We start from the raw sequence: 16009 nt of genomic DNA on the forward strand, positions 1-16009 counted from the left end.
GGAAATAATTGAACCAATGCGTATAATAAAGTCCATGTACCGTTTTGGGAAGGCTTGGACATGAGCAGCATCTCGCCGGTCAGGTCGCAGGGACCGGGGCGACCGAAAGACCTTGAGAAACGCGCGGCGATCCTCGCCGCGGCCAAGGCGCTGTTCATCCGCAACGCCTTCGCCGGCACCAGCATGGACGCGATCGCCGCCGAGGCCGGGGTCTCCAAGCTCACCGTCTACAGCCACTTCGGCGACAAGGACAACCTGTTCCGCGAGGTGATCCGCGCGCGCATCGAGGACTTGCTGCCGGAAAACACCTACGACTACGACCCGCAAGCCCCCATCGAGCAGACCCTGCTGCGCGTGGCGCTGATCCACGCCCGGCTCGACTGCGATGCCGAAACCGTGGGCACCTTCCGCGCCATACTCGGCGACTGCCGCCAGGGCAACCCGCGCTTCGGCCGGTTGCTCTGGGAGGAAGGCACCCTGCGCACGCATGGCCTGATGGAACGCCTGCTGCAGCAGGCGGTTGACGCCGGCCAGCTCGCGATCGACGACGTGCCGCGCGCCTGCGTGCAGTTCTTCGCGCTGATCAAGGGCGATCTGTTCATGCGCCGCATGTTCGGCTGCGTGGACTGCAGCGAGAGCTACGCCGCCGAGATCGAGGCCACCGCCCGCGCCGGCGTGGCCACCTTTCTGCGCGCCTGGGCGCCGCGCTGAACTGCGCCGCACTCGCGGTCGATCCCCGCTTCGTGCTTGAATAGCCGTTCCAGAAGCGGGGGTGCCGGCGCAACGGTCGGCTGAGAGAGTCCCTTCGAACCTGATCCGGTTAGCACCGGTGTAGGGAGCTTCGCCGCACGACGTTCCGCCTGTCGTGCTCCGGCGCCAACGCTTCGCGCGCGAACTCCATCGCGCAGAGACCGCACACATGTGCGGATTTCCCATGCAAGCCGCCGGAACCCAAGCCGATGAATGCCCAGCTCTCCGACCTCGCGCGCGCCGCGCAAGAACTCTCCGAAGCCGTCACCCGGCCGATTCCAGGTTCGCGCAAGATCCACGTGGCGGGCAGTCGCGCCGACCTGCGCGTGCCGCTGCGCGAGATCGCCCAGGCCGACACGCCGGCGATGTTCGGCGTGGAGCAAAATCCCGCGATCACCGTCTACGACACCTCGGGTCCCTACACCGATCCGGACTACCGCGTGGACCTCGCCGCGGGCCTGCCCGCGCTGCGCGCGGCCTGGATCGCCGGGCGCAGCGACACCGAGCAGCTCGCCGGGCGCAGCTCCGAATTCGGCCGCCACCACGCGAGCGCGCCGGAACTGGCCGCGATCCGCTTCCCGCAGCTGCCCGTGCCGCGCCGCGCGAAGGCGGGCGCCAACGTCACCCAGATGCACTATGCGCGCCGCGGCATCGTGACGCCGGAGATGGAATACATCGCGATCCGCGAAAACCAGAAGATCGAGGCGCTGGGCGACAGCGCGCTGCGCACGCAGCATCCGGGGCAGTCGTTCGGTGCGGCAATCCCGCGCATCATCACGCCGGGGTTCGTGCGCGACGAAGTGGCGCGCGGCCGCGCCATCATCCCCGCCAACATCAACCACCCGGAAAGCGAGCCGATGATCATCGGCCGCAACTTCCTCACCAAGATCAACGCGAACATCGGCAATTCCGCAGTGACGTCGTCGATCGCGGAAGAAGTCGAGAAGATGGTGTGGTCGATCCGCTGGGGCGGCGACACCGTGATGGATCTCTCCACCGGCAAACACATCCACGAGACGCGCGAGTGGATCCTGCGCAACTCGCCGGTGCCGATCGGCACGGTGCCGATCTACCAGGCGCTGGAGAAGGTCGGCGGCGTGGCCGAGGACCTCACCTGGGAGCTGTTCCGCGACACGCTGATCGAGCAGGCCGAGCAGGGCGTGGACTACTTCACCATCCATGCCGGCGTGCTGCTGCGCTTCGTGCCGCTGACCGCGAAGCGCGTCACCGGCATCGTCTCGCGCGGCGGCTCGATCCTGGCGAAGTGGTGCCTTGCACACCACCGGGAGAACTTCCTCTACACGCACTTCGAGGACATCTGCGAGATCATGAAGGCGTATGACGTGTCCTTCAGCCTCGGCGACGGCCTGCGTCCCGGCTGCATCGCCGATGCGAACGACGCGGCGCAGTTCGGCGAGCTGGACACGCTGGGCGAGCTGACCCAGATCGCGTGGAAGCACGACGTGCAGACCATGATCGAAGGCCCCGGCCACGTGCCGATGCAGCTCATCAAGGAGAACATGGACCGCCAGCTGGAGAAGTGCGGCGAGGCGCCGTTCTACACGCTGGGGCCGCTCACCACCGACATCGCGCCGGGCTACGACCACATCACCTCCGCGATCGGCGCGGCGATGATCGGCTGGTTCGGCACCGCCATGCTCTGCTACGTCACGCCGAAGGAGCATCTGGGCCTGCCGAACAAGCAGGACGTGCGCGACGGCATCATCGCCTACAAGATCGCCGCGCACGCGGCGGATCTGGCCAAGGGCCACCCCGGCGCGCAGGTGCGCGACAACGCGTTGTCGAAGGCGCGTTTCGAGTTCCGCTGGGACGACCAGTTCAACTTGGGCCTCGATCCGGAGAAGGCGAAGGAATTCCACGACGAGACCCTGCCCAAGGACGCGCACAAGAGCGCGCACTTCTGCTCGATGTGCGGCCCGAAGTTCTGCTCGATGAAGATCACCCAGGACGTGCGCGACTACGCCGCCGAGCACGGCACCGGCGAAGCCGAGGCGCTGGCCGAAGGCATGGCCGAGAAGGCCGCCGAGTTCCGCGCGCAGGGCGCCGAGGTGTACCGCAAGGCCTGATCGCAGGGGCGGGCTGGATCGAGAAAGCCGGGTGGAATCCTTCACCCGGCTTTTTCGTGTACGCACCTAGGCTGGACGGACTTGCCTGCACCGCACCGCCCTGCCAGGAGTCCGTCATGTCCAAAGCCAAGCCCTTCGTCAGCGACATCGAAGCCATCCGCAAGCGCGCACGCCAGGACATCGACAAGGGTGCGATGACCGCCGGCTACAAGGCCGATCGCGCCACCGTGGTGAAGCTGCTCAATCACGCGCTGGCCACCGAGATCGTCTGCGTGCTGCGCTACAAGTACCACTACTACATGGCTTCGGGCATCCACTCGCAGGCGATCAAGGCGGAGTTCCTGCAGCACGCGAACGAGGAGCAGGGCCATGCGGACCTGATCGCCGAGCGCATCACCCAGCTCGACGGCAAGCCCAACCTGTCGCCCGAAGGCCTGCTCGCGCGCAGCCACTCCGACTACGTGGAAGGCGAGGACATCGTGGACATGATCAAGGAAGACTTGGTCGCCGAGCGCATCGCCATCGACAGCTACCGCGAGATGATCGACTACGTGGGCAGCGCCGATCCCACCACGCGTCGCGTGCTGGAAAGCATCCTGGCGATGGAGGAGGAGCACGCCGAGGACATGAACACCTTGCTGGAACAGCTGGGCAAGAGGGGCGAGCCGGCCAAGCCGGCGCCCGCGCATGGCAAGAAGAAGTGAGAAGTGAGAAGTGAGAAGTGAGAAGTGAGAAGTGAGAAGTGAGAAGTGAGAAGTGAGAAGTGAGAGAGAGTCGGCGCATGCCTTTTCTCGCTCCTCGCTCCTCTCAACTCACTTCGCTTCCATCATTTCACGGCCGCGCATGGAGGCTGCAAAGGTCGCGGTGAATCGAGCGACCCTGCCGTCTCACCAGCCGGCCAGCACCAGCTTGCCGATGCTGGCGCCCGATTCCAGCCGGCGATGCGCCTCGCGCAGGTTCGCCGCATTGATCGGATTCAGCGCCTCGCGCTGGATGCCCTTCAGCTCGCCCGCATCGATCAGTTGCGCCACGCGCGCGAGGATGCGGCCCTGCTCGGCCATGTCCGGCGTCTTCCAGCGCGCACGCGCGAACATCATCTCCCAGTGGATGCCGATGCACTTGGCCTTGTACGGGTCGCCGATCTTCAGCGCGCCCTTCGGCTCCACGATCAGGCCCAGGTGGCCTTGCGGCGCCAGCAGATCGCCGAGATCGTCCCAATAGCGGTCGGTGTCGGCGAGGTTCAGCGCGGCGTCGATCTGGGGAAAGCCCAGTGCGGCGAGCTGCGGCGCCAGCGGTTCGCGATGGTTGATGACGTGCTGTGCGCCCATCGCGCGGCACCAGTCCATGGTCTCGGGACGCGAGGCGGTGGCGATCACCGTGAAGCCCGCGCGCCGCGCCAGTTGGATCGCGATCGAGCCCACGCCACCCGCGCCGGCGATCACCAGCAGCGACTTGTCCTTGCCGCCGTGCTCGCTGTCGAACGGCATGCGCTGGAACAGCAGTTCCCATGCGGTGACTGCCACCAGCGGCAGTGCGGCGGCCTGGGCGAAGTCCAGCGAGCGCGGCATCGCCGCCGCCAGCCGCGCATCGACCAGCTGGAACTCGGCATTGCTGCCCGGACGGGTGACGTCGCCGGCGTAGTACACGCGATCGCCGGGGCGGAAGCCTTGCACCTCGGCGCCCACCGCCTCGACCGTGCCGGCGGCGTCGTAGCCCAGCACCTTCGGCTGCGCTTCCACCTGCGGCTTCGGCGAGCGCAGCTTGGTGTCGACCGGGTTCACCGACACGGCTTCCACGCGCACGAGCAAGTCGTGCGCGCCGGGCGCGGGTTGCGGCAGATCGGCATCGACCAGTGATTGCGGATCGTCGATGGGCAGGTAGCGGGTGAGAGCGACGGCTTTCATGGCGTGGACTCCGTGGGGATCGGGAAGGGCGTCACCGGCGGCGGATTGCGCTCGGCGAACGGGCCGTTCCAGTAGGGGTAGTAAGGATACGGCGGCATCACTGCGCTGGCGGTGTCGAGCAACGCTACCTGCGCAGGCGTGAGGTTCCAGCCGACGGCGCCCAAGTTGTCGACGAGTTGTTGCTCGTTGCGCGCGCCAATCAGCACGCTGGACACGGTGGGGCGTTCCAGCAGCCAGTTGATCGCCACCTGCGGAACCGTGTGGCCGGTTTCCGCGGCGACAGCTTCCAGCGCATCCAGCACGCGGTACAGGCGCGCCTCGTCCACCGGCGGTGCGAAGCCGGCGGTGTCGTGCAGGCGACTGCCGATGGGCAGCGGCTGGCCACGGCGGATCTTGCCGGTGAGCCGGCCCCAGCCCAGCGGGCTCCACACGATGGCGCCGATGCCCTGATCGAGACCCAGCGGCATCAGCTCCCATTCGTAGTCGCGGCCGATCAGCGAGTAGTAGGCCTGGTTGGCCACGAAGCGCGGGCGACCGTGGCGCTCGGCAGCGGCCTGCGATTTCATGATCTGCCAGCCGGAGAAGTTCGACGCGCCGAGGTAGCGAACCTTGCCCGCGCGCACCAGGTCGTCCAGCGTGGACATCACCTGGTCCACCGGGGTCATCGCGTCGAAGTGGTGAAGCTGCAACAGGTCGATCCAGTCGGTGCCAAGCCGCTTCAGCGTGCGCTCCACGCCGGCGACCAGGTGATGGCGCGAGGCGCCCACGTCGTTCGGGCCGTCGCCCGCGCGCAGGGTGAGCTTGGTCGAGATGATCGCGCGCTCGCGGCGGCCCTTCAGCGCGGCGCCGAGGATTTCCTCCGAAGCGCCATCCGAATAGACGTCCGCGCTGTCGAACAGGTTGGCGCCGGCATCGAGGCAAATATCGACAAGTCGCTTCGCCTCGGCTGCATCGGTGCTGCCCCAGGCGCTGAACAGCGGGCCCTTGCCGCCAAAGGTGCCGGTGCCGAAGCCGAGAGCAGGCACCTTGAAGCCGGAACGGCCGAGAAAGTGGTAGTCCATGACGAAAGCTCGTGAGTGAAGTGAGACATCAGGCCTGTGGGCAGGCGGCGATTGGTGCGCTGCGCATCGAACGTTCGCCGCGTACCGCGAGCAAGGCGATGGCGATGCCAGCCACGGTGACCAGCACCGCGACCCACGGCAGGGCGGCCAGGCCGTAGCCGCGCGCGATGGTCTCGCTGCCCAGCCACGCGCCCAGCGCGTTGGCGAGGTTGAACGCGCCGATATTGAGGCTGGAGGCCAGGCTGGGCGCGGCTGCGGCCTTGCGCAGCACCCACAGTTGCAGCGGCGCCACCGTGGCGAACATGGCCAGGCCGAGCAGGCCGGTGAACAGCACCATCGGCCACGCGGCCTGCAATACCAGGCCCAGCGCTACCAGCACCGCCGCCAATGCTGCCAGCGTGCCGAGCAGGGCCGGCACTAAGCGGCGGTCGGCCAAGCGGCCGCCCAGCGGGTTGCCGATCATCATCCCCAGGCCGAACACCAGCAGGATCGGCGACACCGTCGCGTCGGCCAGGCCGGTAACGCGGGTCAACAGGGGCTCGATATAGGTATAGACCACGAACACGCCCGCGAAGCCGAACACCGTGGTCGTCAGGCCCAGCAGCACCGGCGTGCTGGCGATCGCACGCAGTTCGGTGCCCAGCGCCGCCGGCGTGCTCTCGTTGCGCGTGGCCGGCACCAGCACGGCCACCGCCAGCATGGCCAGCAAGCCCACCACGGCCACCGCCCAGAACGCCGCGTGCCAGCCGAAATGCAGGCCCAGCCACGCGCCCGCCGGCACGCCCAGCAAGGTAGCCACGGCCAGGCCGTTGAACATGGTCGAGATCGCAGACGCCTGACGGTTCGCGGCCACCAGCGAGGTGGCCACCACCGCGCCCACGCCGAAGAAGCTGCCGTGCGCCAGCGAAGTGAGCACGCGCGCGGCCAGCAGGGTGGCGTAACTCGGCGCCAGCGCGCTGGCCAGGTTGCCCAGAGTGAAGATCACCATCAGCCCCAGCAGCACTCCTTTGCGCGGCAGTCGGCGGGTGGCGAGCGTGAGCACGGGCGCGCCCGCGAACACGCCCAGCGCATAGGCGGAAATCAGCAAGCCGGCGGTGGCGACGTCGATGCGCAGGTCGCCGGCGATCTGCTGCAACAAGCCCATCGGCATGAACTCGGTGGTGCCGATGCCGAAGGCGCCGATGGCCAGCGCGTACAGCGCCGGCGGCGTGCGGGAAACGGAAGAGGACATGGCGGTGGCTCGATGCGGGAAGGGTGCAGGCTAGGCGCTTGCGCTTTCTTGAAAAACCGCAAGAATGGCGAATCATTTTCAACGAATGGTTGAATATGGATCGCTTGGACGACCTGCTCCTGTTCCTGCGCGTGCTCGACCAAGGCTCGATCAGCGCCGCCGCGCGCAGCCTGGACATTTCCGTGGCGGTGGCCAGCCAGCGCCTGCAACGGCTGGAGCGTGGCATGGGCGTGCGGCTGCTGCAGCGGACCACGCGGCGGCTGCATCCCACGGCGGAGGGTCGCCTGCTGGCCGAGCAGGGCCGTGCGCTGGTGGAGGATCTGGATGCGCTGACCAACGACCTGCGCCAGAGCGCCGGCAGCGTGGCCGGCACCTTGCGCGTGACGATGTCGGCCGCGTTCGGCCGCGAATACATATCGCCGCTGCTCCCCGAGTTCCTCGCGCGGCATCCGAAGCTGCGCCTGTACGCCCACCTCAGCGACGAAATGGTGGACGTGGTGGGCGCGGGCTTCGACCTCGCCATCCGCATCGGCGCCTTGAACGATTCCAGTCTGGTCGCGCGCAAGCTGGCCGCGAATCGGCGCGTGCTGTGCGCCTCGCCCGACTACCTGCGTCGGCACGGCAGTCCACGCACCCCCGCCGAGCTTGCGCGGCACGAATGCGTGCTGCTGTCCGGCCAGGACGTATGGCGACTCGTCGACCGGCGCGGACACGAGCATGCGGTACGCGTGCAGGGGCGATTCGAAACCACGCTGGGCGAGGCGGTACGCGACGCGGTGCTGGCCGGGCAGGGCATCGGTCTGCATTCACAGTGGCACGTGCATGCGGAACTGGCCGCGGGCCGGCTGGAGCCGGTGCTGCCCGACTACCGCCTGTCGGAGAGCGGCATCTGGGCGGTGACGCCGGAGCGCCGGATGATGCCGCCGCGGGTGCGCGCGTTTACCGAATTCCTGCTCGAAAAGCTGGGCGATCCGCCGCCGTGGGAGCGTAGTGCGGCGAAGGCGACCGCGAAGCGCGGGCCGCGAGCACGCCGGGGATGACGTGCAAAAGAAACGGCGCGTCGCCGCGTGGCGACGCGCCGTCGATTCAGCGGACTCAGGCCTTGGACGCCTTGTAGCGCGCGATGCCGGCGAGGATCTCGGTCTTCGCCGAGGCGGCGCCTTCCCAGCCTTCCACCTTCACCCACTTGCCCTTCTCGAGGTCCTTGTAGTGCTCGAAGAAGTGGCCGATGCGCTCCAGCCAGTGCGGCGACACGCCCTTCATGTCGCTGATATGGGCGTAGCCCGGAAACACCTTGGGCGAGGGGATCACCACCAGCTTCTCGTCGGCGCCGGCCTCGTCGGTCATCTTCAGCATGCCGACCGGGTGGCAGCGGATCACCGAGCCCACGGTCAGCGGCAGCGGCAGGATCACCAGCGCGTCCAGCGGGTCGCCGTCGCCACCCAGCGTGCCCGGCACGTAACCGTAGTTGCAGGGGTAGCGCATCGGCGTGGACAGGATGCGGTCGACGAAGATCGCGCCCGAGTCCTTGTCCACCTCGTACTTGACCGGCTCGGCATCCTTGGGGATTTCGATGATGACGTTGATTTCGTCCGGCACGTTGCGGCCGGCGGGAACCAGGTGCAGACCCATGGGGATGTCCTTGCGCGATTTCGGAGGAAGAAAGCCCGCAAGGATACGCCACCGGCTGCTGCGATGCAGCAGCGGAGGCTGAACGCCACTGCCGAACGGCCGGCGTGTTCGACGCCGCCGCCCGGTCGCGTGGCTCCCTCCCCTGCGCGCAGGGGAGGGCAGGGGTGGGGTGCTCTTTGCCGGTTCGCGAGCACGGAACAACCCCCTCCCAGCCTCCCCCTGCAGGCAGGGGGAGGAGACAAATCGCCGACGGATTCGCTCAATACGGCCGCTCGCGCAGCCACTTGGTGGCGATCCACTTCTCGCCGCGCTGCACCGGCAGGCCGGCGTGCAGCGAGCTGGCGTCGCCGCCCTCGTAGGCGAAATAGACGGCCGAACCGCGCAGCGCGCTGACGGTGAGGCCGACCTCGGGGAACGCGGTGCCGCCGCCGGCTTCGGGCGTGTTGAGGTACATCACCACGCTGGCGATGCGCTGGCCGCCGCGTGCGGTGATCGTGGCGTAGCCCGGCTGGTCGGGATCGAACCAGTCGTAGTGCGGCTGGTACTCCTGGCCGGGCAGGTAGTGCAGGATCTGCAAGCCCTCGCCGTGGCTCACCGGGATGTCGAGCAGCTCGGCGATGCGCAGTTCCAGCCGCGCCACCAGCGGCAGCTCGCCCAGCTTGAAGAACATGCCCACGCTGGTGCGGCGGTGGTCAACCTGCTGCTTGCCGGCCGCGTCCACGGTGAGCGCACGCGCCATGCGCGGCTGGGCCAGCGCGATCAGCTCGTCGCATTCCTCGCCCGAGAGCAATCCGTCGAGCACGCGCAGCGCCGGCCGGTTCATGCTCAGCGCGACCCGTATCTCGCGATCGCCCACCGTGGCCAGCGGTCCCTCGGGATGCTTCGTGCGACGCCCCGCCGGCGCCGCGGCATCCGCGTCCAGGGCAGCCAGCGGCAGTTGCAGCACTTCCGCCACGATGGCGCGGCTCTGCCGCGGTTCGTAGCCATGCACCCGCATCAGTTCGAGCACGTCCTGCGGGCCGTGGCCGGCACGCGTGGTGGCGAGGATCCATTCACGCAGTTCGGGGCTGATCGCGGTGCGGGTGTTCATGGTACGAGGCCAGTCGTGGGCTCACCTAAGCTTACTTCACGAGGCCCGGCGCGACCGAGCCGGCGCGGCGTCGACTTTGCGCCGCTTGGTGGCGATGACTGCCGCCAGCAGAAGTCCGAAAGCTCGGGGCAAAAGCGTCACTCGCCCCTCTTGACGGGGGAGTCTCCTACGGAATTGTTAGGCATCAGCCTGCTCCCATAGACGCCCTGCTCGGACCACCTTGCAGTGGTAGCAGCCACTGCTCTTGTCGTCCATGTTGTACCAGGAGTGACGTCCACCTGCTGCCTCGCAGTCCGGGCCTTTGCCCGCAACGCCGAAGTCAATCAAGAACCACGGCAAATGCCGGCGAACTGCGGTTCTCCAGCGATAAGGGGACGGCTTCGCGACAGTGCCCATCTGATGCCTAACGCTTGAGTTAAGCGGCGGCGAAGCCGTCCGCCTTGAACGAATGATTAGGGCTCACTACCAGCAACAAGCCCGCGAATGATACGAACAGCAACTTTTTTGTCTGCCGACAGTAGCGCACGATAGAGAAACAATAAGCGACGTTCATCTGGTGTCAGCGTGTTGGGTGTAACAGCAAGATCTGCTGTGCTGGACCCGTCGTTGAGCCACGACGGACTCACTCCAAGAGCTGCAGCAATAGTTACGACTGATCTTGAAGTGCGGCTATCGCCATATTCCAGGGTGGCCAGAGTCGATACGGGGATTCCGGTTTCTTTGGCTAGACGTTGGCGAGTCCAGCCAAGTTCGGTTCGCTTTTGTTTGACGCGTTCGCCGACTGTCATGTGGCCCCTAACGCCAAGTAGACCCCAGAACGAGGCATATGCAGCGATGCTCTGCCACCACCCTCTTGCCGTCAAGCGCACCAACCCAGTGCTGCAACAAGCGCTTGCCGCAGTATTCCAGGCATCGATTCGGGAGCATGCCGGTTTGCATGTCGCGCGAAACCAGATGCATGTCTTGTCGGTCCGGAAGTCCGGAGTTGCGCGCTGACGCTGCAGTTGCCGTAGGAGGCGCCGTGGTGGAATGGTGTGGCGCCTGCGACACAGCAAGGGCAAGGTCCGGGGCATGCCATCGCCAATGGAATGGAGCGGCAGACTGATTGAATGGCTCAGCCTGCCGCGGCCGGGACGGCGGCCAGACACTCGCCGAAGAGCCGCATCGCCTCGCGCAATTCGGTGGTCGACAGGTTGCAGTAGCCGAGCAGCAGGCCGGGCCGGGACGGCGGAGCGAGGTAATGCGGCGCGATCGGGTGCAGGCCGAGTCCGCGGTCGTGTGCGTATGCTATCAGCGCCTCGGCGCGCGCGTGGTCGTAACCGTTCAGCCATGCCACCACGTGCATGCCGGCCGGCGAATGCACGATCTGCACGCGGTCGCCGGCGTGGCGGCGCAGGCCTTCGATCAACGCCTCGCGGCGGGTCTTCAGTTCCCTGCGCGCATGGCGCAGGTGCCGCTCGAAACCGCCGCTTTCCATGAAGTGCGCCAGCGCCGCCTGCTCGATGCCGGGGGACGACATGTCGATGAGGTACTTGGCGGTGTTGAAGTCGTTGCACAGCGCCGTCGGCAGCACCATGTAGCCGAGGCGCAACGCGCCGAACAAGGTCTTGGAGAAGGTGCCCACGTAGATCACGCGGTCGCTCTCGTCGAGCGAGCGCAGCGCGGCCAGCGGGTGGCCGTCGTAGCGCAGCTCGCCGTCGTAGTCGTCCTCGACGATCCAGCAGTGCTTGCTGGCGGCGTAGCGCAGCAGTTCGAGCCGGCGTGGCAGCGACATCACCGCGCCGGTGGGGAACTGGTGCGAGGGCGTCACGCTGATCAGTTTCGGGGGCACGTCCGGCAAGTCACTGCAGATCAGGCCGTCGTCGTCGGTGCGCACCGGGAGAAAGTTCGCGCCGTGCGCGTCGAGGACGTGATGGGCGCCGAAGTAGTGCGGCTCCTCCAGTACCACGGTGTCGCCCTCGTCGAGCAGCGCGCGCGCGCACAACGCATAGGCTTGCTGGGTGCCGGTGACGATCAGCAGGTTCTCCGGGCGCGCCTGCACGCCGCGTCGGCGCGCCAGGTAGTCGCAGATCTGCTGGCGCAGCGCCGGCAAGCCCCACGAGCTGGTCACCTTGAGCGGCGAGTAGGCGGCGGCGCGCGACAGTTCGCGCCCCCACGCGGCGTTCAGCGCGGGATTGGTCACCGGATCGCCGTACAGCAAGTCGTAGCGCAGGCCGTGATGCATGCCCGCGATGCCGCGGTTCCGCAGCCGCCGGGCACGTTCCGCGTAGCGCGAAGCGGGAGGAACAGTCTCGCCATCGGCGGGTTGCAAGGCCGGCGCGATCTGCAGGCGGGTCACGTAGCTGCCCGAACCGACGCGACCGTTGATGAAACCTTCCGCGCGCAGCTGTTCGTAGGCGGCCAGCACGGTGGTGCGCGACACCTCGAGCTCCTGCGCCAGTTCGCGCGTGGGCGGTAGGCGCGCGCCCGCGGCCATGCGACCATCGAGGATGGCGCCCTTCAGCGCGCGGGTCAGTTGTGCGTACTGGGGGCCGTCGCCGTCCAGGTCGAGGAACATGCAAGCGCACTCTCGGATGGGGAGTCGGAGGGTGGAGGTTCGACTGCGGCAAGAGTTTGCGCACAACGGTCGGAGTACGGCAACACTTGCGTAACCCATGGCGTCGCACGTTCTTGCGATAGCGGCCTGCACGCTGGCCAGGTCGTGCCCGAAGTCGAATTTCATCGAATGCACACCCACCGCCAGGCCGCTGCCCTTGCAGTTCTCGTGCAGCCGTTCGACATGCGGCAACGCGCACACGCAGTCGATGCGGGAGCACGCCCGGAAATCGACCGCACCCGCTTGCCGCGCAGGCTGGCGGCAGCGAGTTGAACCGGTGGTCGATGCCGGGAATCCGAACGCCCGCGCAAGCACAGGCGCCGCGAGGACTCCGCTGGACGTGACGCCCGGCAGCCATCGCGCGAACAGCGCGAGCTTTTCACGACATCGGTCCCGCATCGAAAGCGACGCCGGCGTCCGTGGCGGACGCCGGCGTCTGGTCAGCATCGCGCCCGGCCGATCACCGGCCGGGCTGGTGCCGCGACGGCTCAGTAGTCGTAGGTCACGGAAAGCCGCACGGTGCGCGGCGGATTCCAGAAGATGCCCTGGCCGTAGCTGTTGTTGATCGAGATGATGTTGGTGGCACTGTCGTAGGCGGCTTCACCGACGGGCTGGGTCTGGATGGCCCGCTGCTGGTTCAGCGCGTTGAAGATGTCCAGGTTGATGCCCAACTTGTGGTCGGCGAACGCCGGCATGTAGTGGACGCCGAGGTTGAGCAGCTCCGTCCACGGCGTATGGCCGACGGAGCCGGGCGGGATGCGCACCCCGTGGCACCAGTGGTAGTTGCCGGCGCCGCCGAGGTTGTAACCGGTGGGATCGCCGGTGCCCGAGGGTCCGTAGTAGCCCAGGCATTCCTTCGGGAAGCCGGACTGCACCAGCAGGACGGCGGAGACCAGCCATTCCGGCGTGATCTGGTAGGCGCCGCGGAAACGGAACTGGTGCTTGCGGATGTTGCTCAGTTCGCCGTTCTGGCCGTCCATCAGTTGCCAGGAATCCCAGTCCTCGGTCTTGGAGACGTCGGCCTGGCCGAAGTCGCTGCGCACCTGGCCTTCGGTGTTGCCGAAGCCACGGCTGAAGGTGTAGTCGGCGCGACCGTACCACTTGCCGTCGAACGGATGCTCGAGGTAGAGGTCCAGCGAACCGATCTTGCGGATCACGCCCTGCTGGTAGCCCCAGTCCTTCATGGTCATCGGCACGAGCATGTTCGGATGGCTGCTGTCGCTGGAAGCGACCAGCATGTTGTTGGTCAGGCCCGGATTGATCAGGCGGCAGTACGAAGCGCCGTACAGCGAGTCGTAGTAGGGGCCGCCGGGCGCTGTGAGGGCCGGATTCACACCCATGGCCTGCATCTTGGTGGCGATCTGCCCCGGCGAACACTCGTCGTCGATCGCGGTCTTCAGGTCGCGCCACATCGCCTTGGCACCATAGACCCAGTGGTCGTCCAGCTTCTTGTCGAAGCCGACGATGAACTCGTCCACGTATTCCGGCTTCAGGTTGCGCGCGGTGACCTGCTGCGGGTCCTTGGGCAGGCCGAACTCGCCGTCGGGCGAAGTCGGTTTGCCGATCTGGGTCAGGCCGGTCGGTATGCCGGTGGTCGGATCGATGCCGGTGTAGTTGTAGGTGGTGACGATATAGGTCGAGCGGTTTGCCGCGCGTTCGGCCGCGTTGTCCGGCAGCGCGAGGTAGTAGCGGCCCGCATTGCCGTAGACCTTGAACGAGGAGTCGCCGAACACGTCCCAGCTCACGCCGAGGCGCGGTTCCCACTGGTTCTTCTCGTCGACGAAGGCCTTGCCCAGATCGTTGTAGTTGGTGAAGTGGTCGTTGCGCACGCCCACGTTCAGCAGCAAGTTCGGCGTGACCTGCCAGGCGTCCTGCAGGTAGTACGCCTTCTGCGTCATCGTCATGCTGGTGACCCAGCCGAGCTCGCGCTTCTTCACGATATCGCCCGGGTAGTAGCGCCAGAAGTAGTTCAGCGACGGGTTGAACGGATTCTGCTGATCCGGGCCCTGGTTGCGGGCCTTGTAGCTCATGTTGTCGATGCCGACGGACAGGTCGTGGTCGCCCAGCTTGTAGTCGAAGTCGACGCGCAGGCCATGGGTACCGTTGGCGGCTTGGGCCGAGGTCCAGTTGGCGTTGACTTGGCTGTTGACGATGCCGTTCGACCCCGTGCCCGGCGGCAGCAGGGCCGGGTCCTGGCGGTCCGCGCGGTCAATGAGCGGCAGTGGGCTGTGGTTGCCGTAAACGACCGGATCCTGGAAGCGCGCCTTGCCGTACAGGATGCTCAGCGTGGCGTTGTCGGTGATGTAGCTGGTGAAGTGGCCGAGGTAGAACTGGGCGTTGTCCTTGGTGACATCGTTGTTCGTGACGAAAGGCCCCGACTTCAGCGTGTCGGTGTCGAACGAGTAGGTCGTACCGGCGCCGATGCTGGAATTGTTCTTGAGCGCCGTCAGCTCGAGGACGTTGTTGTCGGTGATGTTCCAGTCCAGCTTGCCGTAGAACTTGTTGTCCTTGTCCTGGTTGTATTGGACGAGCTGGTTGGCGGCGAACTCCACGTTGGTGGAATGCGTCCTGGTGGTTTCGGCCGCCAGGAACAGGAACAGCTTGTCCTTGATCAGCGGGCCGCCCACGTAGGCCGAGTAGATCGTCTGCCACTCCTTGTTGTCGGCGCGGTACTGGTTCAGCGTGCCCGGCTGTCTTGGGTTTTCCAGCTGGTAGGTGACCGGACCGATCGGCGCGGGAATCACCGGGTGGCTGTTGTAGTAGTTGTTTACCGGGTTCGATTCGAGGAACCGCGGCTGCCAGACCACCTGGCCACCGAAGTGCCAGTCGTTGGTGCCACGCTTGCCGAGCTGGTTGATCACGCCGCCGTCGGAGCGGCCGTACTTGGCGCTGTAGCCGCCGGTGAGCGTCTCCTGCTGGTCGATCGCACCGTAGGGCAGCTGGAAACCGCCGAGGTTCTTGTAGGGCTCACCGGTGTTGTAGCCGTTGACGTAGTAGGCGTTCTCGGTCACCGACGAACCGCCGAATGCGACCAGCGTCTTGTTGCCTGGGCCCATGAAGAAGCTGCTGCCCGCGACCGTGCCGGGCGCCAGCAAGGCAATGGATTCGGCATTTCGCGCCACCGGCAGCTTCTGCAGGTCGGCGGCGGTGATGATGGTGCTGGAGTTGACGCTGGACACGTCGATCGACGGCAACGCGTTGGCGACCACGCGCACGGCGCTCAGGTTCTGGGCATTGGTCGTGATGGCGGCCGCAGTGAATGGCACCTCGATGCCAGTGGCGACACTGACTGCCACGCTGTCGTGCGTGGCGATCGTCTGGCCGCCGTTGCGCAGGGTCACGGTGTAGGTGCCCACCGGCAAGGACTTGATGGCGTAGCGGCCGTCCGCGCCGACCGCCACCTCGCGCGTGACGCCCGAGGCGCTTTTCGCGATCACGGTTTCGCCGGTCGCCACGGGCGCGGTTCCGAAGATGCTGCCGGTCGTGGCCTGCGCGTGAACCGGGTTGGTCGCGCCGAGGCCATACAAGGTGGCGGCCATGGCCAGGCTCAAGGCGGTCAAGGCCGGCTTTCGGCTGTGACGACGATTTGCAACGTGCGTACTGCTGTTCATGCAACTCCCCTCTCAGTGAGATGTGAAACCGGATTCGCCCCAGCGAA

At 66.7% G+C, this 16009-nt stretch carries 12 protein-coding genes and 1 riboswitch; of the genes, 4 read left to right on the forward strand and 8 right to left on the reverse strand.

Going from position 1 to position 16009, the window contains the following annotated elements:
• Nucleotides 1-60 precede the first annotated feature (60 nt).
• From B0E52_RS01715 to B0E52_RS01725, 3 genes are all read left to right on the forward strand, one after another.
• Nucleotides 61-711, forward strand: a complete 651-nt coding sequence (locus B0E52_RS01715; RefSeq protein ID WP_077481138.1) for a TetR/AcrR family transcriptional regulator — start codon at nucleotides 61-63, stop codon at nucleotides 709-711.
• A 47-nt stretch (nucleotides 712-758) separates the two neighbouring features.
• Nucleotides 759-855: riboswitch (TPP riboswitch) on the forward strand.
• Nucleotides 856-959: 104 nt separating this feature from the next.
• A complete protein-coding gene (gene thiC, locus B0E52_RS01720; protein WP_077481140.1) occupies nucleotides 960-2837 on the forward strand; it encodes a phosphomethylpyrimidine synthase ThiC in 1878 nt (625 codons plus the stop codon).
• A 116-nt stretch (nucleotides 2838-2953) separates the two neighbouring features.
• Nucleotides 2954-3541: a DUF892 family protein gene (locus tag B0E52_RS01725; protein ID WP_077481142.1), complete on the forward strand. Its 588-nt coding sequence runs from the start codon at nucleotides 2954-2956 to the stop codon at nucleotides 3539-3541.
• A gap of 183 nt (nucleotides 3542-3724) precedes the next feature.
• Here the strand turns inward: B0E52_RS01725 and B0E52_RS01730 are convergent, their stop codons facing one another.
• Genes B0E52_RS01730 through B0E52_RS01740 form a run of 3 tightly spaced genes read right to left on the reverse strand, consistent with a single transcriptional unit; the run spans nucleotide 3725 to nucleotide 7033 of the window.
• Nucleotides 3725-4741, reverse strand: coding sequence for a zinc-binding alcohol dehydrogenase family protein (locus B0E52_RS01730; protein WP_077481144.1), 1017 nt, complete (start codon nucleotides 4739-4741; stop codon nucleotides 3725-3727).
• Complete coding sequence (locus tag B0E52_RS01735) at nucleotides 4738-5802, reverse strand: aldo/keto reductase (RefSeq protein ID WP_077481146.1); 1065 nt, start codon at nucleotides 5800-5802, stop codon at nucleotides 4738-4740. The genes B0E52_RS01730 and B0E52_RS01735 overlap by 4 nt, the downstream gene beginning before the upstream one ends.
• Before the next feature lie 28 nt (nucleotides 5803-5830).
• Nucleotides 5831-7033, reverse strand: a complete 1203-nt coding sequence (locus tag B0E52_RS01740) for an MFS transporter (RefSeq protein WP_077481148.1) — start codon at nucleotides 7031-7033, stop codon at nucleotides 5831-5833.
• 95 nt (nucleotides 7034-7128) lie between these two features.
• Here B0E52_RS01740 and B0E52_RS01745 point away from each other — a divergent pair, with 95 nt between their 5' ends.
• Nucleotides 7129-8073: a LysR family transcriptional regulator gene (locus B0E52_RS01745; protein ID WP_077481150.1), complete on the forward strand. Its 945-nt coding sequence runs from the start codon at nucleotides 7129-7131 to the stop codon at nucleotides 8071-8073.
• Between the two features lie 55 nt (nucleotides 8074-8128).
• On the opposite strand, the gene ppa is transcribed toward B0E52_RS01745, so the two are convergent.
• The 5 genes from ppa to B0E52_RS01770 all read right to left on the reverse strand — a co-directional run bounded on the left by ppa (nucleotide 8129) and on the right by B0E52_RS01770 (nucleotide 15911).
• Nucleotides 8129-8665: an inorganic diphosphatase gene (gene ppa / locus B0E52_RS01750; protein WP_077481152.1), complete on the reverse strand. Its 537-nt coding sequence runs from the start codon at nucleotides 8663-8665 to the stop codon at nucleotides 8129-8131.
• A 259-nt stretch (nucleotides 8666-8924) separates the two neighbouring features.
• Entirely contained in the window at nucleotides 8925-9755 is an 831-nt protein-coding gene (locus B0E52_RS01755) for a 2OG-Fe(II) oxygenase (protein WP_077481154.1), read from the reverse strand.
• A gap of 452 nt (nucleotides 9756-10207) precedes the next feature.
• Nucleotides 10208-10543, reverse strand: a complete 336-nt coding sequence (locus B0E52_RS18500; RefSeq protein WP_168174111.1) for a helix-turn-helix domain-containing protein — start codon at nucleotides 10541-10543, stop codon at nucleotides 10208-10210.
• 326 nt (nucleotides 10544-10869) lie between these two features.
• Complete coding sequence (locus tag B0E52_RS01765; RefSeq protein WP_077481158.1) at nucleotides 10870-12312, reverse strand: PLP-dependent aminotransferase family protein; 1443 nt, start codon at nucleotides 12310-12312, stop codon at nucleotides 10870-10872.
• 527 nt (nucleotides 12313-12839) lie between these two features.
• Complete coding sequence (locus B0E52_RS01770) at nucleotides 12840-15911, reverse strand: TonB-dependent receptor (protein WP_343124490.1); 3072 nt, start codon at nucleotides 15909-15911, stop codon at nucleotides 12840-12842.
• Nucleotides 15912-16009 lie beyond the last annotated feature (98 nt).

It is taken from the genome of Rhodanobacter sp. C06, assembly GCF_002001105.1.
In the GTDB taxonomy this organism is placed as follows: domain Bacteria; phylum Pseudomonadota; class Gammaproteobacteria; order Xanthomonadales; family Rhodanobacteraceae; genus Rhodanobacter_A.